This window comes from Streptomyces indicus (assembly GCF_900100315.1).
GTDB lineage: Bacteria > Actinomycetota > Actinomycetes > Streptomycetales > Streptomycetaceae > Streptomyces > Streptomyces indicus.
The window spans coordinates 51,220-73,370 of record NZ_FNFF01000014.1; the positions used below are offsets into that span (position 1 = coordinate 51,220).

Consider the following 22,151-nt stretch of genomic DNA (forward strand, 5'->3'; position numbering starts at 1 on the left):
CGGGCTCCCTCAGACCTCGTAGGGCTGGACGACGATGAAGTTGCCGGGTGCGCCCCGGAATTGGAGATTGACGGTCTCCCCGCTGTGACCCGGGAAAGAATTCCGGCGCAGGCGGACCTGGCTGGAAATGATCACCTGGGCCGCGGAGGACCACGCGACGATCGCATTGCTGTCGGCGTACGTGGTGGGCGTGACCGGAAGGACCACGGGAATGCCGTGGGTCTTCACGACGACCGTGCCGGTGCCCTGGAACTGCATGGTGAACAGCGCGCCACCGGGAATTCCGTGGCCCTCGATCCGCCGCACCTCGTGCTGGAGCGACTCGTCGAAGGCGAGCACGTTCTCCGCGGAGACGCAGATGCCGTCGCCCTGGAGCTCGATGGAGTGCAGATGCGCACCGTTCTCGGCGAGGAAGACCTGGCCGCGGCCGGTGCAGCGCATCAGCTGCATCTCCTGGCCGGTGGCGTTGCCGATGATCCGGCCGGCGAAACCGGCGCTCTTGTACGAGAAGTCGACCTTGCCCTGGTACATCACCATGCTGCCCTGGCGGGCCAGGACCGGGGTGCCGCCCATGTTGAGGTCGACCCGCATCATCTGCTGGTTCTGCGGGGTCCAGCGGGCGCCGGTGGCGGTCTCCTTGTACGGCTGGAGCGCGGCCTGGAGGCCGGGTCCCGCGGCGGGCTGCGGCTGGGGCATCCCGTATCCCGCGGGCGCACCGGGCTGTTGGGGCATGCCGGGCGGCTGGCCGAAGCCCTGCGGGGCGCCGGGCTGGCCCGGGACCTGCCCGAACTGCGGCTGCTGCGGAGGCTGCTGGCCGAAACCGGGCTGCGGTGCGTGCTGGCCGGGGGCCGGGGCCGGCGGCGGGACGGTGCCCGCGGGCGGGGTCATCGGGGCGACGACGGTGGGGGCCGTGTGCACGCTGGGCTGCTGCGGCTGAGGCGGGGTCTGCTGCGGGGCCGGGGCGGCCGGGGCACCGAAGTTCGGGGCGGGCGCGGGGGCCGGGGCGGGCGCGGGGGCCGGGCCGCCTGCCGGAGCACCGAAGGCCGGGGGCGCGGCAGGGGTCGCGGGGGCGCCGAAGGACGGCGCGGCCTGCGGCTGCTGGGCCTGGGGCTGCTCCTCGGCGACCTCGCCGCCGAAGTTCTTGAGCAGCGCCTCGAGTCCGCCGTCGAAGCCCTGGCCGATGGCCGCGAAGCGCCAGACGTCCTTCAGGTAGAAGTCGCCCAGCATGACGGCGCGCTCGGTGGTGAACTCCGAACCGTCGAAGGAGTACCGGCACACCTCCTCGCCGCCCGCCACGATCCGGATGTAGCCCGGACCGATCTGCGACATCTGTCCGTTTCCGTCGATGGTCGCGGTGAAGGACAGCCGCTGGATCTGCGGCGGAATGCGGTCGAGCGTGACCCGGAACGACTCGGTGTCGCCGGCCTGCGCGCCGAGCAGCTGCAACGACTCCTCGGGCGACTTGGGCTGGTTGAAGAAGATGAAATACCGGTCGTCGGAGAGCTGTTCATTGGCGTCGAGCCCGAAGCAGCTGATGTCGAACGTCAGCCCCGGAGCGGAGATCTGCACGCCTACGTACAGATCGGTCCCCGCGGTGAGGTCACTGATCTTGGCCTTGTGGCCGCGTTGGAATTCCCTGGCCATACGTAACGACCGTCCCCCATCCCGATGGTGTGTGCGTCGCGCGTCAGGCTAACCGCAAATCCTGGGAGTGGGCCAAGCCGGGACAGAGTCGGTACACAGCGGTTTCCCTGTGACGGGCGGGGGCGGAGGCGATGGCTATTCGGTGCGCGCCGCCGGAAGGTGCGGCAGCCGTTCGGCCGCGACCACTCCTTCGAGGTAGCCGCGGGCCCTTTCCGTACGGGGATACGACTCCAACAGCCGCCAGAAACGGGGCCCGTGGCCGGGGACGAGGAGATGGGCCAGCTCGTGCAGGAGCACGTAGTCGACCACGTATTCCGGCATGCCCTGCAAGCGGTGCGAGAGGCGGATGCTGCCCTCGGCGGGGGTGCACGAGCCCCAGCGGGTGTTCTGGTTCGTGACCCACCGCACAGAGGTGGGGCGGGCCCGGCCCTCGAAATACTGGCCGGACAGGAGCTCGGCGCGCTCGGCCAGCTCCGCGTCGCCGAGGAGGCGCTTGCTCTCCTGCGCGGCGAGCTTGTCGAGCATGACGCCGACCCAGCGCTGCTCCTCGGCCTCGGACATCCGCGCGGGGATGAGCACGATGGTGCGGTCGCCCTCGCGGTACGCGGAGACGGTGCGGCGTCTGCGGGTGCTGCGGCGGACCTCGACGCGGCCCTGGTCCGTACTCCTGAGGTCCGCGCCCGCCTGGTCCGCGCTCGCCGCCGAGCCGCGTGGCGGCTGGTGCTTCGTGCTGCGCTGTGGACTTCCGGCGCGGTGCAGTGGGTCGGCGGGCACGCCCCGACGTTACCGGCTGGGGGTGGCGGAAGTCCCGTGTCCGGGACGGTTCGGAGTGGGGTGAGCTGTGGACGGAGCACGGACGGGTCTCGCTTGTACGACTTATCAACCTGCCTGTGGACAACTTTCTGCACGGCGGGCGGGGTGTGGTCCACGGTGGGCGCATGCACCCGCGATTCCCGACCTCGCTCCGCCGCGCCTGGCGTGATCTCACGACCATGCAGCTCGGCGTGACGCCCGCCCATGCCCAGACCCTCGGCCCTGTCTCTGCCGGCACAGCCGCCCTGCTCCGCAAGCTCGACGGGACGCGCGGGCTTGCGTTGTTACGGAAGGAGGCGCGGGAGTCCGGGCTCGGCGAAGGGCAGGTGGACGAGCTCCTCACGCGGCTCACCGAGGCCGGGCTGCTCGACGACGCGACCGCCGGCGCGGGCGATCCGGAGGTCGCGCGGCTGCGGAGCCGGCCCGGGGCCCTCGCCCGGATGGCACCCGAGCTGGCGGCGCTCGGCCTCGTCCGGGGCGGCCGGGGCGAGCCCGGCGCGGGACTGCGCGGGCTGGCCGCGCGCGGGCGGATGCGGGTGCAGGTGCGCGGGGCCGGACGGGTCGGTGCGCAGGTGGCCGCGCTGCTCTCGGCGGCCGGGGTCGGGCAGGTCGACGTGGCCGACACCGGACTGGTGGAGCCGGCCGACAGCTCGCCCGGCGGGCTGCCGCCCACCGCCGCAGGGGAGCGCAGAGCGGTGGCCGCGCGACGGCTCGTGCGCCAGTGCGCCACCGGCTGCTCCCCTCGTACGGAGGACGCGTACGCCCTCGTCGTGCTCACCCCGCGCGACGGGCTCGACGCCTACGCACCCGATCCCGCCGAGGCCGAACCGCTCGTGGCGCGCGGCATCCCCCATCTCTATGCCGGGGTCCTGGAGGCCACCGGAAGCACCGGGCCGCTCGTCCTGCCCGGGCGTTCCCCCTGTGCCGGCTGCATGGAGCGCCACCGGATCGCGCGGGACCCCGCCTGGCCGCTGCTGCTCACGCAGTGGCGCTCGGGAGGCACCGCGCGCGCCGCACCGGCGCCGTCCGGCGAGCTCACGCTCTCGGCCGCCGTGGCCGGTCTCACCGCAGCTCATGCGCTGGCCTTCCTGGACGGCGAGGCACCGGAGAGCGCCGGGTGGCGCTGGCTGCTCACGCTGCCCCGGCTCGCCTGGCGGCCCGAGGCGCTGGGCCCGCATTCCGCCTGTCCCTGCGGGGCACATCTGGACCGTACGGACCCGCACACCGCGGCCGAGGGACGCAAGGGCGATACCCCCTCGGAAGATCAGGCGGCGCAAGGGACAATGGCGGAGCAACCCTTCGCGTGACAGGACGCGGCGGGTCCCAACCGCCCTACAAGGCGCGGCAGTCCGGTCCCCGGACTGGAAGTCCGGTACCCGGAGCAGGAGGGCGCATGTCCGATCTTCCTCGCAAGGCGGTCACCCGTACCGCCAAACTCGCCGCGCTGCCACTCGGCTTCGCCGGACGCTCCGCCTGGGGGCTCGGCAAGCGGATCGGCGGCAAGTCGGCGGAGCTCGTCGGCAAGGAGCTGCAGCAGCGCACGGCCGAGCAGCTGTTCAAGGTGCTCGGTGAACTCAAGGGCGGGGCCATGAAGTTCGGGCAGGCGTTGTCCGTCTTCGAGTCGGCGCTGCCCGAGGAGATAGCGGGTCCGTACCGTGCGGCGCTGACCAAGCTCCAGGAGGCCGCTCCCCCGATGCCGACGCGCACCGTGCACCAGGTGCTCGCCGAGCGGCTCGGGGAGGACTGGCGGGAGTTCTTCGAGGAGTTCGAGGACAAGCCATCGGCCGCCGCGTCCATCGGCCAGGTGCACCGGGCCGTCTGGCACGACGGCCGGCCGGTGGCCGTGAAGGTCCAGTACCCGGGCGCGGGCGAGGCGCTGCTGTCGGATCTCAACCAGCTGAGCCGTTTCGCGCGGCTGCTCGGTCCGCTCATCCCGGGCCTGGACATCAAGCCGCTGATCGCGGAGCTGCGCGACCGGGTCTCCGAGGAGCTGGACTACGGTCTGGAGGCCGCCGCCCAGCGGACCACGGCCGAGGAGTTCGCCGGCGACCCCGATGTCCTGGTGCCGCAGGTGGTGCACCAGGCCGAGCAGATCCTGGTGACCGAGTGGATGGAGGGCATCCCGCTCTCCGAGGTGATCGCGGAGGGCACCGAGGAGCAGCGCGACCGGGCCGGCCAGCTCCTGACCCGCTTCCTCTTCTCCGGTCCGGCCCGCACCGGCCTGCTGCACGCCGACCCGCACCCGGGCAATTTCCGCCTGGTGCCGGACGAGGCGAACGACGGCTCGGACAGCGATACGTGGCGCCTGGGCGTGCTGGACTTCGGCACCGTCGACCGGCTGCCCGGCGGGCTGCCGGAGACCATCGGGCTCGCGCTGCGGATGGCGCTGGAGGGCGAGGCCGACGAGGTCTACGGGATGCTCTGCGAGGAGGGCTTCGTCAAGGAGTCCATCGACCTCGAACCGGACGCGGTGCTCGACTATCTGCTGCCGATCATCGAGCCGGCGCTGGCCGACGAGTTCACGTTCACGCGCGGCTGGATGCGCAGTCAGGCCGCGCGGATCGGTGATCCCCGCTCTCCCGCCTACCAGTTGGGCAAGCAGCTCAATCTGCCGCCCGCGTATCTGCTGATCCACCGGGTCACGCTGAGCACCATCGGGGTGCTGTGCCAGCTGGGGGCGACGGTGCGGATGCGGGACGAACTGGAGGAGTGGCTGCCGGGGTTCGTACCGGAGGAGGAGTACACGCCGGAGGACGAGGGACCGCAGGAGGCGGCTGCGGAGGCCTGAGCGGACGTCGCCGAGGCCCGAGCGGACGTCGCCGAGGCCCGAGCCGACGGACCGAAGGAACCGCGCCTCGGCGGGGGCGCACCCCGTCGGGACGCGCCCCGGCCTACCGCCCTGCGCGACCGGGGGCGGGCGCAGCTCACCACCAGGAGGAGTCGAGGCGGCCTTCGATGGCGCGCAGATGCTCGCGGGAGCAGCTGTCGCAGAAGTAGCGGCGGCGGCCGTCCTCCATGGAGAAGGTCCAGGTGGGCCGGGGCCCGTCGGCCGTGGCGCCGCAGCGGGCGCACACGAGTCGCTCGTCGTCGGGTGTGCGGCCGGTGGCCTCCGCGTGCTGGTCCACACGCCGACGATACGCCCGTCGCCGTAACCGCTCCGGGCACAACGCACCGCGGGGGCCGCCCGGTTCGGGCGGCCCCCGCGGTTCACGGAAGGGTCGTGCTCACTGCCGCGGCCTGCTCGGCCGCGGCGGCGCCGGCGATGGCGGTCAGTGCATGACCGCCATCGCGAGGGCGCGGCGGGCGCGGAGCGAGGCACGCTCCGCGCGGCGCTGCATCCGGCGCGCGGCCACGAGGCGCACGGCCTCGCGCTCGGCGTCGGCCTCGCGCAGTCGCTCGTGCATGTGTGCACGGGCCAGGGCTTCAGGTTGGAGTTGCATTTCGCGGGTCCTGTTCTGGCGTGACTCGATCACGCCGGTGTGGGAGAAGTCGGTGGTGGCTGCGGAGCCGGACATCGGCTCGGTGGTGGACGGCTTCATGGGGGCCTGCTTCATGGGGTCGTGCGTCAGAGGGCGGTCGATGGTTCCGAGGATTCCGGCGGTGCTCATGCGACGACCGGGTTCTTGCGCGGGCGGCCACGGGGCCGCTTGCGGGCGACGACCACACCCTGGACGAACAGCTCGCCACCCCAGACGCCCCAGGGCTCGCGCCGCTCCTTGGCGCCGGCGAGGCAGGCCTCGACCAGCGGGCAGGTACGGCAGAGGGACTTGGCGTACTCGACGTCCGCCGGCGACTCGGCGAAGAAGACCTCCGGGTCGTACGAACGGCAGGGGACGGGCACGCCGAGGTTCTCGATGGCGTCGTCGAGCGCGGTGAGCGCGGTGAGGGGAGTCAAGGTGTTCTCCTGAAGGCCGGGCGGGGGGTACGTCTCTGAAGTGGGCACTGACGGTGCGTGCGTTTCGATGGGCACGGTGTCTGTTGTCCTCGTCTGGTTGTTCCGGCCTGTTGGCCGGGTGGCGGCTGCTACCAGTTACTGCTGTCCGGTGGCCCCTTCGGCTTCGTCCGTCCTGTCGGGGACAAACGAAAGGGCCGCGGATCCCGGTTGGGGTTCCGCGGCCCTGAAGGCGCCGGCCTGATCGCTGATCAGGCTGGATCACTCCAGGGTTCGAGCCCGCGGAAGGCCCACATGTGCTGCGTCGTCGTCTGCTTCCGGAATCCGGCACCGGCCGCCGCAAAGGCATAGGCCTGCGCCTGTGCCACTACTGCTGCTTCCAGTGCCTTGGTCGGTCGCTCATTGCCGCCATTGCTGCCGAGGAGACGCTCACCGGAAAGCAGCGAGACGGAATCCACGGAGGCAATCGGGGCAATGGAGGCAGGGGCGGCCAGCAGACCGGCGCGAACGCCGGACACACCGGTGCCCTGGACCGAGATACCGAGCGGGCAGGTGGCGACGACCGAGCGGTCAACGTCGGTCATTTTGGTGCGGTTGATGATGCTGATCACTGGACTCGCCTCCTCTCGGCGTCTCGGGACCGATTGTGTGGTGACACACAGCCGGTCGCTGATGTTCAAGGTCTTCAAGTACAACACGGAATCAGGAGCTCCAGGAAGAGCCCGCAGCGCCCGTCTCCGTGCTTGAAGAACCTATGGGTCTTCGTCGGGCGCGCGCAAACTATTTTTTCGACGAGTTTCCGTCAGCTGCTCTCGTCTTCCTCCACAACTTCCGTCACAGGCGTCTCACCTGCGCAAAGAGCGAGGACGTCGGCGCCGAAGCGCTCAAGTTTTCTTCTGCCGACGCCGGGGATGCGCGCGAGCGCGTGCGCGTCCTCCGGAACGTTCTCCGCGATCGCTATGAGCGTCTTGTCCGTGAACACGCAGTATGCGGGCTGGCCGATCCCGCGGGCGGCCTCGGCCCGCCACTCGCGCAGCCGCTCGTAGAGCCCTTCGTCCATGTCGGACGGGCAGTCCTCGCAGCGCATCAGCTTCAGCTCGCCCGCGTCGGTGAGCGTGCGGCCGCAGACGCGGCAGTGCACCGGGCCGCGGGGCTTGCGGGCGGGACCGCGGACACCGCCGCGCTCCACCGAGGAGCCGCCGGAGGACCCGATCCTGCGCACTCCGCCGCCCGAGCCGGGCCGCAGCCCGTCGAGGAAGCTGCTGGGCCGCCGGTTCGCGCGGCCGCCCGGCGAGCGCGAGAGCGCCCACGACAGGGACAGGTGGCGGCGGGCGCGCGTGACGCCGACATAGAGCAGCCGGCGCTCCTCCTCGATCTGCTCGTCGGTGGTCGCGTACGCGATGGGGAGCATGCCCTCGGTCAGGCCGACCAGGAACACCGCGTCCCACTCCAGGCCCTTGGCCGCGTGCAGCGAGGCGAGGGTGACGCCCTGGACGGTGGGGGCGTGCTGGGCGGCGGCCCGCTCGTCGAGCTCGGCGACCAGGTCGGAGAGGGTGGCCTCGGGCTTGGCGGCGGCGAAGTCCTCGGCGAGGCGGACGAGCGCGGCGAGGGATTCCCAGCGGTCGCGGACGGCGCCGGAGCCCGCCGGCGCCTGGGTGGTCCAGCCCTTCGTGGACAGCACCGCGCGCACCTGCGAGGGCAGGTCCACGGCGTCGTCGAGCAGCGCGTCATTGCCCCCGAAGCGGGCCGCTCCGCGCAGGGCGGCGCCCGCCTCGCGCACTTCCTGGCGCTCGAAGAAGCGCTCGGCGCCGCGCAGCTGGTAGGGGATGGCGGCGTCCGCGAGCGCCTGTTCGTAGAGCTCGGACTGCCCGTTCGTACGGAACAGGACGGCGATCTCGCTCGCCGGGACGCCCTCGTCGAGCAGGCCGCGGATCCTGCGGGCGGTGCGCTCGGCCTCGGTGGGCTCGTCGCCGTACTCGGTGTAGACCGGCTCGGGTCCGGGCTCGCGCTGCGAGACCAGTTCGAGGCGGTGCTCGGCGGCGCGGCCCTTCGCGGCGGCGAGCAGCCCGTTGGCGAGATGGACCACCTGGGGGGTCGAGCGGTAGTCGCGGATGAGCTTGACGACGGTGGCGTGCGGATGGCGCGTACGGAAGTTGAGCAGGTGGTCGGGGGTCGCGCCGGTGAACGAGTAGATCGTCTGGCTCGCGTCGCCCACCACGCACAGGCTGTCGCGCTCGCCCAGCCACAGGTCGAGCAGGCGCTGCTGGAGCGGGCTGACGTCCTGGTACTCGTCCACGACGAAGTGCTGGTACTGGGAGCGGACCTGCTCGGCGATGTCGTAGCGGTCCTGGAGGATCGCGACCGTGAGCAGCAGCACGTCCTCGAAGTCGATGACGCCGCGCTCCTGCTTGAGCTGCTCGTAGTGCGTGTAGATGCGGGAGATCTCGGCCGGGTCGCGCGGGGCGTCGCGGCCCGCCTTCACCACGGCCGCCGGGTAGTCCTCGGAGACGGTCTGGGTGACCTTGCACCACTCGATCTCGCCGGTCACGTCCCGCAGTTCGCCCCGGTCGAGGCGGATACGGCAGCGGGCTGCGGCCTCGGCGACCAGCTGGGCCTTGCGCTCGACGAGCCGGGGCATGGCGCCGCCGACGGCTTTCGGCCAGAAGTACTGGAGCTGGCGCAGAGCCGCGGAGTGGAAGGTGCGGGCCTGGACTCCGGTCGCGCCGAGCTGCCTGAGCCGCCCGCGCATCTCGCCCGCCGCGCGGTTGGTGAACGTGACGGCGAGGACGCTGGCCGGCTGGAGGATCCCGGCCCTGACCCCGTACGCGATCCGGTGCGTGATGGCGCGCGTCTTGCCCGTGCCGGCGCCCGCGAGGACGCACACCGGCCCGTGCAGGGCGGTGGCGACCGCGCGCTGCTCGGGGTCGAGCCCGTCGAGCACGGCGTCGGCGGTTCCTGGGACGTCCGGGAACAGCGGGGAAGGCGATGCAGCTGTCACCCCGCCATGCTGCCAGGTCGTACGGGCTGCCCGTGCCGGTTGTCCACAGGGGTCACGTATTGGTCGCACAAATGCGCGAACCTTTGCGGGAATGGCCGCCGCCTGACGTACGTTCTCCACAGGTGCGAGCACACACGCACTGGGACTGCTAAGGAGCGCGAGAGACATGCCGGGCACTGTGACGATGTACAGCACCACGTGGTGCGGCTACTGCCAGCGGCTGAAGAAGCAGCTGGAGCGCGAGGGCATCGCGTACAAGGAGATCAACATCGAGCAGGACCCGGAGTCCGCGGCGTTCGTCGAGAAGGCGAACGGGGGCAACCAGACGGTGCCGACCGTGCTCTTCGAGGACGGCTCTACGCTGACGAACCCGTCGCTGGCCCAGGTCAAGCAGAAGATCGGCGCCTGAGCGGCCGCTTTTTGACGAACGGTCCTGAGGGGCCCCGCTGTTCGCGCAGCGGGGCCCCTCCGCGTTCGTCAGGTCAGCGCGTCGGGCGCGTGCAGCCGGACGGCTTCCAGGAGGGCCTTGCGCGAGGGGTTCACCAGGGGGTGGCCCGCCACGTTCACCGTCGGGACGGTCTCGTTGCCGTCGGCCACGGAGCGGACGTATGCGGCGGCTTCGGGGTCCTGCCAGATGTTGACCTCGGTGTACCGGAGCTTGGTGAGCCGCAGGCCGAGGCGGAGCTTCATGCAGAACGGGCAGCCGGGGCGCCAGTAGACGGTGACGCCTGCGCCTGAGTCTGCGCCCGAGTCGGTCGGCGTCGCGCCGTGGTCGGTCGGCATGGGGTCCCCCTTCGGTGGCGTGCGGCGAGCGTAGCCCCCGGACCGGGGCCCGGAATCCCGGTGGCGGCGGGTGGGGCCCGCGGGACACGATGCGTCCATGGGCAAGGAGATACGGCGCCGGCTGCGGGTGGCCGCCGAGGAGCATCAGTACGCGGTCGTCGAGCGCTCGGCTCTCGTCGGGGCCGATGAGTTGCAGGGGTTCGTCGTCGGGACGGACCGGGAGTGGACCCTGCTCGCGGTCGCGGACACGATGGCGCTCGACGGGTTCGCGGCGCTCAGGACCCGCGACATCAGCGCGGTCCGGCGGCGCTCCGCCGCACGCGATCTCATGGGGCGCTGGCTGCGGCGGCACGGGCCCTGGCCACCGCCCGGGCCCGTCGGCGGCGCGTTCCCGCTCGGTGCGGCGCGCACGGTCGTCGAGGCCGCGGCCCAGCGGTACGGCCTGGTGTCCCTGTTCGGCGAGGACATGGACCCCGACGTGGTCACCATCGGGGTGCCCAGGTCGTACGGGAAGCGGAAGCTTGGCCTGCTCGAAGTGGACAGCCGAGCGCGCTGGGAGCGCGAGGTCACCAAGGTGCCCTACGAGGAGATCACGCGAGTCGACTTCGGCGACCGCTACAACAGCGTGCTCGCCGGACTGGCCGGGCCCTGCCCCTCCTGACCGGGCAGGCGCTCCGGGCCCGCGGTGCGGTCACGTGGGGCAGCTCAGCCCTCGAAGCCCACCGACCCGTCCGGCAGGATCGCCTCCACGCGTGCCCCGTGTTCCACCGTGCGGCTGACCGTGCAGAACTGTTCGTGGGTGAGGCGGACGCCGCGGGCGAAGACCTCGGCGGCCTTGCCGTTGTTGGCGTCCGCCGGGATGTCGAGCTCGTACGTGACGCGGATCCTGCCGATGCGGCCCTCGTCCTCGGGGGTCGAGACCGACTCGATCGTGATCGCCAGGTCGTCGTGGTCGACCGCGCGGGCCGTGCGGTCGAGGACCATGCCGCTGCACCCGCCCATCGCCGCGAGCAGCAGCTCGACCGGCGTGAAGGACGGCTGGGCGGACTCGTCGTCGGCCGCGGCCATGCGGACCTCGGCGCCCCGTTCGTTGCGCGCGATCCAGTCGCGGTAGCCGTTGCGGGTGGTTTCGACGCGGTAGTCGGCCATCTCTCGACCAGCCCTTTCGTACGGTTCGCCCCACATGGCAGGCATCTCGCCCCGTATGGGGGCCTTATGGCAGGTTACGACCCCATGACCGGCAGCGGCTTGGGGAGCGGCTTGCCGTACCAGAGCTCGATGAGGCGCGCGGCGATCGAGATGCCGTACGGCGGGATGACCTCGCCCGACTCGAAGGCGGCACGCAGCTCGTCGCGCGAGAACCAGCGGGCCTCCTCGATCTCGTCCCCGTCCACGTTGATCTCGGAGGAGGTGGCGCGGGCCATGAAGCCGAGCATCAAGGAGGAGGGGAAGGGCCAGGGCTGGGAGGCCACGTACTCGACCTCGCCGACCGTCACACCCGCCTCCTCGAAGACCTCGCGGCGCACCGACTGCTCGATGGACTCCCCCGGCTCGACGAAGCCCGCGAGCGTGGAGAAGCGGCCCTCGGGCCAGTGCACCTGGCGGCCGAGGAGCAGCCGGTCCTCCTCGTCCGTGACGGCCATGATCACGGCCGGGTCCGTGCGCGGGTAGTGCTCGGCCCCGCAGGCCGGGCAGCGGCGGATGTGGCCGGCCGCGGCGATCTGGGTGCGCTCGGCGCAGCGCGAGCAGAAGCGGTGCATGCGCTGCCAGTTCTCCAGGGCGACCGCGTGCACCATCAGGCCGGCGTCGCGCGGGGACAGGAGCAGGCCCGCCTCGCGCAGCCCGGCCGGGCGCGCGGACTGGTCCATGCGGCCGGGCAGGCTGTCCTTCTGGAGGGCGAAGTACCGTACGCCGTCCTCGTCCGTGCCGAGGAAGTAGCGGTGGGTCTCGGTGACCGGGGCCTCGAACGACGGGGTCATGACGAGCTCGGTGCCGCCGTCCGCCGTGTCGTCGATCAGGGCCTGGCCGCCGGAGACGACGAACACGCGCGTGGTGGGGTGGCTCCAGGCCGCGGCGAGCCAGGCCTCGTCGAGACGGTGGTGGGCCTCGCGGTCGATCCCGCTCGGGGCGGTGAGCGGGATCGGCCGGTCAGCGGTGCGGTCGGTCCAGGTGGTCACAGGAACTTCCAACTCCCCCGGTGGTTCGGGCACTTCGGCCCTTGGGCGGCATGCGGCGGCAGGTACGGCGGGTGGTGTGCGGTGGTGCGGCGTCGGGCGCGGCGCGCCGACGGCGCCGGCGGCGGTCGTACGGCGTCAGGTGCGCAGCGCCTGGGCGAGGTCCGTCCAGAGGTACGCGGCCGTCTCGACGCCCTTCATGAGCAGGTCGAGCTCGACCTTCTCGTTGGGGGCGTGCCAGCCGTCCGACGGTACGGAGATGCCCAGGAACAGGACCGGGGATTCCAGGACGTCCTGGAGGTCCGCGGCCGGACCCGAGCCGCCTTCGCGCGTGAAGCGGACCGGCTGCTCGAAGGCGCGGCCCATGGAGCGGGCGACGGCCTGGAGGGCCGGGTGGTCCAGCGGGGTCAGGCAGGGTCGGGTGGCGCCGTTGAACGTGAGGGTGTGGCGGATGCCGGCGGGCACCTGCGCCTCCACCCACTGCGTGATGGCGGCCTCGACGCGCGCCGGGTTCTGGCCGGCGACGATACGGAAGGAAAGCTTCAGGAAGGCGTCGGACGGGATGATCGTCTTGCCGCCGGTGCCCTGGTAGCCGCCGCCGATGCCGTTGACCTCCGCGGTCGGGCGGGCCCAGATGCGCTCCAGGGTGGAGTAGCCCTGCTCGCCGTGTGCCGCGTACGACTTGGCGGTGCGCAGCCACTCCTGCTCGTCGAAGGGCAGCTCGGCGAAGAGCGCGCGCTCGGCGTCGGTGAGCTCGACGATGCCGTCGTAGAAGCCGGGGACCGCCACGCGGCCCTGCTCGTCGTGCAGGGCGGCGACGATACGGCCCGCGACGGTGGCCGGGTTGGGCACCGCGCCGCCGAACGAGCCGGAGTGGATGTCCTGGTCCGGGCCGCACAGCGAGAGCTCGCACTCGACCAGACCGCGCATGCCGGTGCACACGGTGGGCGTGGTCTCGGACCACATGCCCGTGTCGGAGACGATCACCGCGTCCGCGGCCAGGCGCGTGCGGTGCTGCTCGACGAGGGTGCGGAAGTGCGGGGAGCCCGACTCCTCCTCGCCCTCGATCAGGAGCTTGAGGTGCACGGCGGGGCTGGTGCGGCCGGTGGTCGCGAGGTGCGCCTGGGCGCCGAGGGTGTGGAAGAACACCTGGCCCTTGTCGTCGGCGGCGCCGCGCGCGAAGAGCTGCTTGCCCTTGATCACCGGCTCGAAGGGCTCGGTGTGCCAGCCGTCCTCGCGGGCGGCGGGCTGCACGTCGTGGTGCCCGTAGACGAGGACGGTGGGGGCGTCCGGGTCCTCACTCGGCCACTCCGCGAACACCGCCGGGGCACCGGGCGTCTCCCAGATCTCGGTGACCGGGAAGCCGGTGTCCTTGAGCTTGGCGGCGAGCCAGTCGGCGCTGCGCCGTACGTCCCCGGCGTGCTCGGGCTGGGCCGAGACGGAGGGGATGCGCAACCAGTCCTGGAGTTCGTCGAGGAAGGTGCCGCGGTGCTGCTCGATGTACTGGCGGACGGCGCTGACGGCGTTGTCGGCGGGGTGGCTCATGGCATCGAGCCTAACCGGGGCGGCGAGCGTTGTTCGGGTGCGGGTCGGCGGGGGTGCGGGCACGGCCCTGCGCGTTCTCCTGTGCGGTCTCCTGTGCCGCATCCCGCGCCGCCTCCTGCGGCGCCCCGGAATTCAGCAGGCGGGCCAGTTCCTCGCGGCTCGGCAGCCGGTCGGGGACCGTCACCTTCCCGGTCCGTACGAAGACGAACGCGGCCTTGACCGTCTCAGGCGGGACGCCCTGCTGCTCGGCCCAGGCGAGGCGGTAGATCGCGAGCTGGAGCGGGTCGGCGGAGCGGCCGTGGCCGGTCTTCCAGTCGACGATCTCGTACGTGACGCCCTCGGCGGTCTCGGTGCGGTACACCGCGTCGATCCGGCCGCGGATCACCCGTCCCGCGACGGCCAGTTGGAAGGGCGCCTCGATCGCGTACGGGGTGCGGTGGGCGTACGGCGTGTGCTCGAAGGCCTCCTTGAGAGCCGCGAGGTCGTGCTCGTCGGCGATCTCGGCGTCGCCGCCCGGCAGGTCGTCCGGGTCCAGGAAGGGGAGTTCGAGGGCCTCGAAGCGGGACTCCACCCAGGCGTGGAAACGGGTGCCGCGGCGGGCCGCGGGCGCCGGCGGGCGCGGCATCGGGCGGGCCAGCTCCTGGGCGAGCCCGTCGGGGTCGGTGGAGAGACGCAGCACCTGCGAGGCGCTCAGCGAGGCGGGCAGCTCGACGTCGCGCACGGTGCGGCGCGCACGCTGCAACTCGGTGGCGAGCGCTTCCAGGTCGCGGTCCCAGGAGGCGATGGTGCGCAGGTCCTCGGGGGTGCGGGGGGTGCGGGCCCTGGGGACGGGGCGGGGGTGGGGGGCATCCGCTCGTGCCCCGCGGACAGGCGCGGTGTCGGGGCGCTGGCGCGGGAGGTTGTCCCAGTCGTCGTCGGTGAGGTGGTCGTCGGCCGGGGGTGCTTCGGATTCCGGGTCGCCGAAGTCCGGCTCGTCGCCTTCAGGACCGGGCTGGTCGAAGTCCGGTTCGTCGAGATCCTCCGGCTCCGGCGGCCACTCCGGGTCGTACGCGTCCTCGTGCGCCTCGTCGCTGGGCACCTGGCCGCCGCCCCGTGCGTACGCCGACGGGTGGGCCTCGTCGTGCCCGCGCCCCTCGCCCGGAGCACCGTCGAAGCCGGAGCCGGACTCCGCCGCCCGCAGCGCGTCCAGGTGCGCGAGCACGATGGCAGCCGCCGCGCGCCGGCGGGCCAGCGCCGCGTCGTCGAGCGGCAGCGGCCAGGCGTGCTCGGCCGAGGCCTCGGCGAGGGACGGGTTCTCCGCGTCCTCCGCCGGCTCCTCCGCCCAGACCTCGATCTCGCCGTGCCCGGCGGCGCAGTGCTCGTACAGGGCGGTCAGGAAGTCGGAGGGGCCGCGCCGGCGCTTCTGCGTGGGCCCCCACCAGTGGCCGGAGCCGAGCAGCAGGGAGCGGGGGCGGGTGAACGTCACGTATCCCAGGCGCAGTTCCTCCGTGCGCTGGTGGTCCTTCATGTCCTCCTGGAAGGCCTTGAGCCCGCGGCTGTCCCAGGCGCCGACCTCGGGCAGGGTGGCCGCGTCGCCGCGCAGGGCGTGCGGCAGCACCTTGGCCTGCGCGGTCCACTTCTCGCGGCCCTGGGCGGACGGGAAGGTGCCGGTGACCAGGCCCGGGACGGCGACCACGTCCCACTCGAGGCCCTTGGACTTGTGGGCGGTGAGGACCTTGACCGTGTTCTCGCCGCCGGGCAGCGCATTGTCCAGGCCCTTCTCGTACTGCGCGGCCGTGCGCAGGAAGCCGAGGAAGGCCAGGAGCGAGGCGGAGGGGTCGTTGGCCGCGAACGAGGCCGCTATGTCCAGGAAGTTGGAGAGCGTCTCGCGGCGGCGGGCGGCGAGCGCGTGCGGGGACGCGGACAGTTCGACGTCGAGGCCGGTGACGGCGAGGACGCGGTGCAGCACGTCCATCAGCGGGTCGGCGAGCGAGCGGCGCAGCTCGCGCAGCTCGGTGGCCAGGCGCGCGAAGCGGACGCGGGCGTCCGGCGAGAACGGCAGCTCTATGTCGGCCGGTTCGGCGGATTCCAGGAAGGTGTCGAGCGCGTCGGCGAGCGAGATCACCTCGGCCGGGTCGGTGCCCTCGACGGCGGCGGCCAGCCGTGCGTCGGCGTCCTCGGGCGAGTCCTCGCCGCGGTGGACGAGGAGCCGCGCCCGCCGGCCGAGCAGCGCCAGGTCGCGCGGCCCGATGCGCCAGCGGGGGCCGGTGAGCAGGCGGACCAGCGAGGCGTTGGCCCCCGGGTCCTGGAGCACCTCGCAGACGGCGACCAGGTCGGCGACCTCGGGCAGGTGAAGCAGGCCGGACAGGCCCACGACCTCGACCGGGATGTCGCGCGCGACGAGGGCGCCCTGGATCTCGGCGAAGTCCCCCGCCGTACGGCACAGGACCGCGATGTCCTTCGGCTCCGTGCCCGTCCGTACGAGATGGGCGATGGACTCGGCGAGCCAGTCGATCTCCTGGGCGTGGGTCTCGGTGAGCGCGATCCGTACGACGCCGTCGCGCTCGGCGCCGGGCGCGGGGCGCAGCGCCTCGACGCCTTCGTGCAGCGCGCGCAGCGGCTCGGCGAGGGTGTTGGCGAGGTCGAGGAGGCGGCCGCCGCTGCGGCGGTTCTCGCTGAGCGAGAAGCGGGTGGCGGGGCGGCCGTCGGCGTGCGCGAAGTGCTCGGGGAAGTCGTCGAGGTTGGCCACCGAGGCGCCGCGCCAGCCGTAGATCGCCTGGCAGGGGTCGCCCACCGCGGTCACCGGGTGGCCGGTGCCGGCGCCGAACAGGCCGGAGAGCAGGATCCGTTGGGCCACGGAGGTGTCCTGGTACTCGTCGAGCAGCACGACGCGGAACTCGTCGCGCAGGATCGCGCCCACCTCGGGGCGGGTGTCGGCGAGGGTCGCGGACAGGGCGATCTGGTCGCCGAAGTCGATGACGTCCTTGGCGCGCTTGGCCTCGCGGTAGCGGCCGACGAGCTCGGCGAGTTCGAGACGGGCCGCGGCGGCTTCGGGGACCTTGCGCAGGTCGGCGTTGCCGAGCCTGGTGCTCTCCAGGGTGCGCAGCAGGTCGCGGTCGTACGCGCGCAGAGCCCCCGGCACGACGAGGTGCTCGGCGAGCTCCGCATCGAGCGCGAGCAGATCGCTGACGAGGTCGGCGAAGGAGCGGGTCAGATTCGGGTACGGGCCCGGGGCCTCGCGCAGCACCTTCGCGGCGAGCTGGAAGCGGGTGGCGTCGGCGAGGAGGCGGACGGTGGGCTCGATGCCGATGCGCAGGCCGTGGTCGGTGAGGAGGCGTCCGGCGAAGGCGTGGTACGTGGAGATCACCGGCTCCCCCGGGGGGTTCTCCAGGTTCTCCGGGGCCTCGGGGTCGGTGATGCCCGCCTTGACGAGGGCGGCGCGGACGCGCTCGGCGAGCTCGCCGGCCGCCTTGTTCGTGAACGTCAGGCCGAGGACCTGCTCGGGGGCCACCTGTCCCGTGCCGACCAGCCACACCACGCGGGCCGCCATCACCGTGGTCTTCCCCGACCCGGCTCCGGCCACGATCACCTGCGGGGCGGGCGGTGCGGTGATGCAGGCCGTCTGCTCCGGGGTGAACGGGATGCCGAGCAGCTCCTTGAGCTGGTCGGGGTGGCTGAGTCGTGCGGGCACGCATCGAGGCTACTGGGGCGGTCCGACAACCGGGGTCCGGCCGGGTCCGCGGGGAGCGGTCTCCGGGGTCCGGCCGGACCCGGCCGGGGCTCGGTCTACTGAGCCGGCTGCTGCGCCGCCGCCTTCGCCTCGACCACCTGCGCGGCCGGCGGGGCCTTGATCTCGAGCGGACGGTCGTACGAGGAGAAGGTGGCCGTGCTGGTGAGCGCGCCCTCGGTCACGATGCGCAGGACGTACGGCTTGCCCTCGGCCGCGACGTGCATCGTCACCTTGTTGTCCTGGGCCGTCATCTCCAGGGTCGCCGTTCTGCGGCCGTCGACCTCCGCGTCCGCGCCCCGCGTGGCGCCCTTCATGGCGGCCGGGTTGACCAGGGTGTCCCGCTTGCACGTCGAGTCCGACTGGGCGCCCTTGACCCAGCGGCCCGCCGCCTCCTTCGCGGCCGTCTCGCTGCCGAGGGCCATCTTCATGAACGCCGGGCCGCCCTTCGAGTACGAGGCACCGCCGACCGTGACGGACTCCACGCGGCCGATCTCCGGCAGGTCCAGCGTGGTGGTGCAGCGGCCGTCGCCGGCGAACGCGATCTCCATCCTGGTGCGCTGGCCGCGCTGCTTGCCGTCGGTGACCGTCCGGAAGGACTTCGCCGTCTTCATCGCCGCCGCGGCCTCCTGCGCGATGGCGTCCGCGCTCTTGCCCTCGAAGGCGGACTTCCCGCCGCCCGCGCCCGAGCCCGAGTCCGGCCCCGAGCAGCCGGCCAGGGCGAACACGGCGCAGACCCCGGCCGCGGCCACCGACTTCCCGTAACGCTTCCCGTGCGCGGTCCCGTAGCTCTTCGTGTGCGCGTTCCCGTAACGCTTCATCTGTGCGATCTCTCCCGTCATCCCGTCACCCCGTCGTCCGTAGAGCAACCCAAGTCACGGGACCCTAGTGGGACGAGGCGGGCGAAACAGGGACAAACGCGCGGGCGGGAACGCCGTCACTCGACGATGTGACGGCCCTCCGGCCGTGCACTGCACGAGGCCTGGAACGAGCAGTGCGTGCAGTGCTGTCCGGAGGACGGGGCGAAGCGTTCGTCGAGGACCTTGCCCGCGGCGTTCGCGAGCAGGTCGCCCACCCATTCGCCCTCGTTGAGCGGGCCCTGCGCCTGGACGCGGGGCAGCGCCTCGCCGCCGTCGCGCTTGGGGGCGGGCTGGCGCAGATGGACGAGTTCGGCGCCGCCGGGCAGCGGGCGCTCACCGTCGAAGACCTCGTCGAGCGCGCCCTCGCGGACCGCCAGCTGGTAGACGGCGAGCTGCGGATGGCGTTCCACCTCGGCCGCGGTCGGCGCGTTCTTGCCGGTCTTGAAGTCGACCACGTAGGCGCGGCCCTGGGCATCGGTCTCGACGCGGTCCATGGAGCCGCGGATGCGGACCTCGACATCCCCCGTCTCCAGGGTCAGGTCGAAGCCGTGCTCGGTGGCGACCGGGGTGCGGGTCGCGTTGGTGTCCACGTGCCAGCGCAGGAAGCGTTCGAGCGCGACGCGGGCGTTCTGCTTCTCCTGCTGCGACTTCCAGGGCGCGTCGAAGCTGAGGGCGTCCCATACCGAGTCCAGGCGCGCCATGAGCACGTCGAGGTCGGCGGGGGCGCGCCCGGAGGCGACCTCGTCGGCGAGGACGTGCACCACGTTGCCGAAGCCCTGCGCGGCCGTGGCCGGGGTGTCGGCCTTCACCTCGCGGCCCAGGAACCATTGCAGGGAACAGGTGTTGGCGAGCTGGTCGAGTGCGCTGCCGGAGAGCGCGACGGGCCGGTCGCGGTCACGCAGCGGCACCTTGCTGTGGGTGGGCTCGTACATGCCCCACCAGCGGTACGGGTGCGCCGAGGGCACGAGCGGGCGGCCGTCCTCGTCGCTGAGCGCGGCCAGGCGGGCGAGCCGTACGGCCGCGGCCTCGCGCAGCTCCTCGGAGGCGCGCGGGTCCACGGTGGTCGCGCGCAGCTCCGCGACCAGGGAGGCGACGGAGAGGGGGCGGCGGGGGCGGGACGTTATGTCCTTGGGCTCGACGCCGAGTTCGGTGAGGAAGCGCGAGGGCTGGTCGCCGTCCTCGGCGGGCGCCTTGACCGCGGTGACGACGAGGCGTTCGCGGGCGCGGGTCGTGGCCACGTAGAAGAGCCGTCGTTCCTCGGCGAGCAGCGCGCCCGGGGTGAGCGGGTCGGCGAGTCCGTCCCGCCCGATCCGGTCGGCTTCGAGCAGCGAACCGCGCCGCCGCAGATCGGGCCAGAGCCCCTCCTGTACGCCGGCGACCACGACGAGCCGCCACTGGAGGCCCTTCGAGCGGTGCGCGGTCATCAGGCGTACGGCGTCGGGGCGCACGGTCCGCTTGGTGAGGGTGTCCGCGGCGATGTCCTCGGCCTCGACCTCTTCCAGGAAGTTGAGCGCGCCGCGCCCGCCGGTGCGCTCCTCGGCGCGGGCGGCGGTCGCGAACAGGGCGCAGACCGCGTCCAGGTCACGGTCCGCGTTCCGCCCGGCCGCGCCGCCGCGGTACGAGGCGCGCTCCAGGCGCTGCGGCCAGGGCGTGCCGCTCCACAGCTCCCACAGCGCGTCCTCGGCGGTGCCGCCGCCCGCGAGGAGTTCGCGGGTCTTGCGCAGGAGCGCGCCGAGGCGCTGGGCTCCCTTCGCGTACGCGGGGTCGTGCGCGGCGAGCCGCTCGGGCTCGGCGAGCGCGCGGGCGAGCAGTTCGTCGGAGGGCCGCGGGGTGCGGTTGCCGCCGGCCCGCTCCTCGTCGCGCAGCGCGCGGCCGAGCCGGCGCAGGTCGGCGGGATCCATGCCGGCGAGCGGGGAGGTGAGGAGGGTGAGGGCGGTGTCGGTGGGGAGCCAGGCAGGGCTCACGTCCACGTCCTCGGTGTCCGCCGGGCCCTCGGCAGCCTCGCCGTCCTCTTCGCGTGCGGCCTCTTCGTCTCGTACGGGAGCTCCTTCGCGTACCGGAGCCTCATCTCGTACGGGCGTCTCCTCGCGTACGAGATCCACCGGCTGCACCGCCGCCTCCGCCACCGCCCTGAGGGCGAGCAGCAGCGTCGCGACCGCCGGTTCGTGGCGCAGGGCCAGGTCGTCGCCGTCGATTTCCAGCGGGACGCCGGCCGCCGTCAGCGTGCGCCGGACGCCCGGGATCGTGCGGGCACCCGCGCGGACCAGGACCGCCATCTCCGACCACGGGATGCCGTCCTCCAGATGGGCGCGGCGCAGCAGGTCGGCGATGTTGTCGAGTTCGGTGCCCGGGGTCGGGTACGTGAAGACCTCGACGGTGCCGCCCTCGCGCACGGCCACCAGCTCGCGGTGGCGGCGGACCTGCTCGACGGGCAGCCGGGGCAGCGGCATCCGGCGGGTGAGCAGCCGGGTGGCGTCCAGGAGCGCCGAGCCCGAGCGGCGCGAGGTCGTGAGCACCTCGACGGGCGCCGGGCGGCCGTCCTTGCGCGGGAAGGCCTCCGGGAAGTCGAGGATGCCGTTGATGTCGGAGCCGCGGAAGGCGTAGATCGACTGGTCCGGGTCGCCGAAGGCGACCAGCGAGCGGCCGTCCCCGGCGAGCGCCTGGAGCAGCCGGACCTGGGAGGGGTCGGTGTCCTGGTACTCGTCGACGAACACCGCGTCGTACCGGACCGCGAGCTGCGCCGCGACCTCCGGGCGGCGGGCCAGGAGCACGGCGCGGTGGACGAGTTCGGCGTAGTCGAGGACGCCCTGGGCGTCGAGCACGTCGAGGTACTCGGCGAGGAAGCCGGCCGCGGCGTCCCAGTCGGGGCGGCCGGTGCGGCGGGCGAAGTCGCCGAGCGCGTCCGGGCCGAGGCCCAGTTCACGGCTGCGGGCGAGCACCGCGCGCACCTCGTCGGCGAAGCCGCGGGTGGTCAGGCAGGCGCGCAGCTCCTCGGGCCAGCGGACGCGGGCCCGGCCCTCGGCGGCCAGCTCCAGCTCCCCTTCGAGCAGTTCGCGGACCATCACATCCTGCTCGGGTCCGGACAGCAGCCGCAGCGGGTTCACGAAGAGGTCCACGTCCTGGTGGGCGCGGACGAGCGCGTAGCAGAACGAGTGGAAGGTCGAGGCCTGGGGCGCGCGGACTCCGCCGATCCGCAGCGCCATCCGGTCGCGCAGTTCGACGGCGGCCTTGCGGCTGAAGGTGAGGACCAGGATGCGCTCGGGATCCGTGCCGGACTCGACGCGGCGCGTGACCGCCTCGACGAGCGTGGTGGTCTTGCCGGTGCCGGGCCCGGCGAGCACGAGAAGCGGCCCGCCTTCATGGTCAACCACAGCGCGCTGAGCTGCGTCCAGACGAGGGGGGTCCACCCGCGGCGGCTGGGTACGCACCAGTCGGTACGCACCGTGGGTCCCCGGACGCGCAACAGCGTCCGGAGTACGCCGGTCGGAAGTGGAGGAGCTCACGTGGATCGCCGGTCCTGGTGGGTGTACGGGGAGCTGAGTGGTGGGCGGGCCGGCCGCGGCCGGACGGCTGTGGTGGGGCTGCCGGGTGCGGTGGCGGCACGGTGACTGCCGCGCCCGACGCTACGCCAGTGTGCGCAGGACTCGGTCCGCTTCCCCCGGTTCGGCCTCGTGGCCTGGGCGAACGCCGTATCCTGTGCGCGCTTCCCCCGGACGGGCCCGCCACCGCCCCTGCG

At 72.9% G+C, this 22,151-nt stretch carries 18 protein-coding genes; 4 read left to right on the forward strand and 14 right to left on the reverse strand.

Annotated elements, in window-relative coordinates; genetic code table 11:
- Positions 1 to 9: 9 nt before the first annotated feature.
- Both BLT97_RS27830 and BLT97_RS27835 read right to left on the reverse strand, forming a co-directional pair.
- The gene (locus BLT97_RS27830; protein WP_093614979.1) at positions 10 to 1,644 is read right to left on the reverse strand and encodes a TerD family protein; all 1,635 of its coding nucleotides are present in this window, start codon (positions 1,642 to 1,644) and stop codon (positions 10 to 12) included.
- Positions 1,645 to 1,779: 135 nt separating this feature from the next.
- Positions 1,780 to 2,418 carry a M48 metallopeptidase family protein gene (locus BLT97_RS27835; protein ID WP_093614981.1) on the reverse strand — a complete coding sequence of 213 codons (639 nt, stop codon included), beginning with the start codon at positions 2,416 to 2,418 and terminating at the stop codon, positions 1,780 to 1,782.
- A gap of 164 nt (positions 2,419 to 2,582) precedes the next feature.
- Between BLT97_RS27835 and BLT97_RS27840 the strand changes: the two genes are divergently transcribed.
- Together BLT97_RS27840 and BLT97_RS27845 are read left to right on the forward strand one after the other, a co-directional pair.
- Positions 2,583 to 3,764: a ThiF family adenylyltransferase gene (locus BLT97_RS27840; RefSeq protein ID WP_093614983.1), complete on the forward strand. Its 1,182-nt coding sequence runs from the start codon at positions 2,583 to 2,585 to the stop codon at positions 3,762 to 3,764.
- Positions 3,765 to 3,850: 86 nt separating this feature from the next.
- A complete protein-coding gene (locus tag BLT97_RS27845; protein WP_093614985.1) occupies positions 3,851 to 5,245 on the forward strand; it encodes an ABC1 kinase family protein in 1,395 nt (464 codons plus the stop codon).
- 136 nt (positions 5,246 to 5,381) lie between these two features.
- Here the strand turns inward: BLT97_RS27845 and BLT97_RS27850 are convergent, their stop codons facing one another.
- From BLT97_RS27850 to BLT97_RS27870, 5 genes are all read right to left on the reverse strand, one after another.
- The gene (locus BLT97_RS27850; RefSeq protein ID WP_093614987.1) at positions 5,382 to 5,582 is read right to left on the reverse strand and encodes a hypothetical protein; all 201 of its coding nucleotides are present in this window, start codon (positions 5,580 to 5,582) and stop codon (positions 5,382 to 5,384) included.
- 144 nt (positions 5,583 to 5,726) lie between these two features.
- Positions 5,727 to 6,065, reverse strand: coding sequence for a hypothetical protein (locus BLT97_RS27855; RefSeq protein WP_093614989.1), 339 nt, complete (start codon positions 6,063 to 6,065; stop codon positions 5,727 to 5,729).
- Positions 6,062 to 6,427, reverse strand: a complete 366-nt coding sequence (locus tag BLT97_RS27860) for a WhiB family transcriptional regulator (RefSeq protein ID WP_093614991.1) — start codon at positions 6,425 to 6,427, stop codon at positions 6,062 to 6,064. Before BLT97_RS27860 ends, BLT97_RS27855 begins: the two co-directional genes overlap by 4 nt.
- Positions 6,428 to 6,600: 173 nt before the next feature.
- Entirely contained in the window at positions 6,601 to 6,933 is a 333-nt protein-coding gene (locus BLT97_RS27865) for a hypothetical protein (RefSeq protein WP_093615235.1), read from the reverse strand.
- 218 nt (positions 6,934 to 7,151) lie between these two features.
- Positions 7,152 to 9,347, reverse strand: coding sequence for an ATP-dependent DNA helicase UvrD2 (locus BLT97_RS27870; protein WP_176953911.1), 2,196 nt, complete (start codon positions 9,345 to 9,347; stop codon positions 7,152 to 7,154).
- A gap of 166 nt (positions 9,348 to 9,513) precedes the next feature.
- On the opposite strand from BLT97_RS27870, the gene BLT97_RS27875 reads away from it, so the two are divergent.
- Positions 9,514 to 9,756, forward strand: a complete 243-nt coding sequence (locus tag BLT97_RS27875; RefSeq protein ID WP_093614993.1) for a mycoredoxin — start codon at positions 9,514 to 9,516, stop codon at positions 9,754 to 9,756.
- Positions 9,757 to 9,824: 68 nt separating this feature from the next.
- Here BLT97_RS27875 and BLT97_RS27880 read toward each other — a convergent pair whose 3' ends face one another.
- Positions 9,825 to 10,130, reverse strand: a complete 306-nt coding sequence (locus tag BLT97_RS27880) for a mycoredoxin (protein WP_093614995.1) — start codon at positions 10,128 to 10,130, stop codon at positions 9,825 to 9,827.
- A 97-nt stretch (positions 10,131 to 10,227) separates the two neighbouring features.
- Here BLT97_RS27880 and BLT97_RS27885 point away from each other — a divergent pair, with 97 nt between their 5' ends.
- On the forward strand, positions 10,228 to 10,791 hold the full coding sequence (locus tag BLT97_RS27885) for a hypothetical protein (RefSeq protein ID WP_093614997.1): 564 nt from the start codon (positions 10,228 to 10,230) through the stop codon (positions 10,789 to 10,791).
- A 44-nt stretch (positions 10,792 to 10,835) separates the two neighbouring features.
- Here the strand turns inward: BLT97_RS27885 and BLT97_RS27890 are convergent, their stop codons facing one another.
- From BLT97_RS27890 to BLT97_RS27915, 6 genes are all read right to left on the reverse strand, one after another.
- Positions 10,836 to 11,279 carry an OsmC family protein gene (locus BLT97_RS27890; RefSeq protein WP_093614999.1) on the reverse strand — a complete coding sequence of 148 codons (444 nt, stop codon included), beginning with the start codon at positions 11,277 to 11,279 and terminating at the stop codon, positions 10,836 to 10,838.
- Positions 11,280 to 11,353: 74 nt separating this feature from the next.
- Positions 11,354 to 12,307: an NAD(+) diphosphatase gene (gene nudC, locus BLT97_RS27895; protein WP_093615001.1), complete on the reverse strand. Its 954-nt coding sequence runs from the start codon at positions 12,305 to 12,307 to the stop codon at positions 11,354 to 11,356.
- A gap of 135 nt (positions 12,308 to 12,442) precedes the next feature.
- On the reverse strand, positions 12,443 to 13,849 hold the full coding sequence (locus BLT97_RS27900) for a dipeptidase (RefSeq protein ID WP_093615003.1): 1,407 nt from the start codon (positions 13,847 to 13,849) through the stop codon (positions 12,443 to 12,445).
- A 10-nt stretch (positions 13,850 to 13,859) separates the two neighbouring features.
- Positions 13,860 to 17,519, reverse strand: a complete 3,660-nt coding sequence (locus BLT97_RS27905) for a UvrD-helicase domain-containing protein (RefSeq protein ID WP_093615005.1) — start codon at positions 17,517 to 17,519, stop codon at positions 13,860 to 13,862.
- A gap of 95 nt (positions 17,520 to 17,614) precedes the next feature.
- Complete coding sequence (locus BLT97_RS27910) at positions 17,615 to 18,397, reverse strand: hypothetical protein (protein ID WP_093615007.1); 783 nt, start codon at positions 18,395 to 18,397, stop codon at positions 17,615 to 17,617.
- 95 nt (positions 18,398 to 18,492) lie between these two features.
- Positions 18,493 to 21,918 (reverse strand): ATP-dependent helicase, encoded by a 3,426-nt coding sequence (locus BLT97_RS27915; protein ID WP_093615009.1) that lies wholly within the window; start codon positions 21,916 to 21,918, stop codon positions 18,493 to 18,495.
- Between the last annotated feature and the right edge of the window lie 233 nt (positions 21,919 to 22,151).

Coding starts and splice junctions, on each gene's coding strand:
- BLT97_RS27845 (WP_093614985.1), top strand. CDS start 3,851: ATGTCCGATCTTCCTCGCAAGGCGGTCACCCGTACCGCCAAACTCGCC.
- BLT97_RS27855 (WP_093614989.1), bottom strand. CDS start 6,065: ATGAGCACCGCCGGAATCCTCGGAACCATCGACCGCCCTCTGACGCAC.
- BLT97_RS27900 (WP_093615003.1), bottom strand. CDS start 13,849: ATGAGCCACCCCGCCGACAACGCCGTCAGCGCCGTCCGCCAGTACATC.
- BLT97_RS27865 (WP_093615235.1), bottom strand. CDS start 6,933: ATGACCGACGTTGACCGCTCGGTCGTCGCCACCTGCCCGCTCGGTATC.
- BLT97_RS27910 (WP_093615007.1), bottom strand. CDS start 18,397: ATGACGGGAGAGATCGCACAGATGAAGCGTTACGGGAACGCGCACACG.
- BLT97_RS27840 (WP_093614983.1), top strand. CDS start 2,583: ATGCACCCGCGATTCCCGACCTCGCTCCGCCGCGCCTGGCGTGATCTC.
- BLT97_RS27875 (WP_093614993.1), top strand. CDS start 9,514: ATGCCGGGCACTGTGACGATGTACAGCACCACGTGGTGCGGCTACTGC.
- BLT97_RS27830 (WP_093614979.1), bottom strand. CDS start 1,644: ATGGCCAGGGAATTCCAACGCGGCCACAAGGCCAAGATCAGTGACCTC.
- BLT97_RS27890 (WP_093614999.1), bottom strand. CDS start 11,279: ATGGCCGACTACCGCGTCGAAACCACCCGCAACGGCTACCGCGACTGG.
- BLT97_RS27885 (WP_093614997.1), top strand. CDS start 10,228: ATGGGCAAGGAGATACGGCGCCGGCTGCGGGTGGCCGCCGAGGAGCAT.
- BLT97_RS27880 (WP_093614995.1), bottom strand. CDS start 10,130: ATGCCGACCGACCACGGCGCGACGCCGACCGACTCGGGCGCAGACTCA.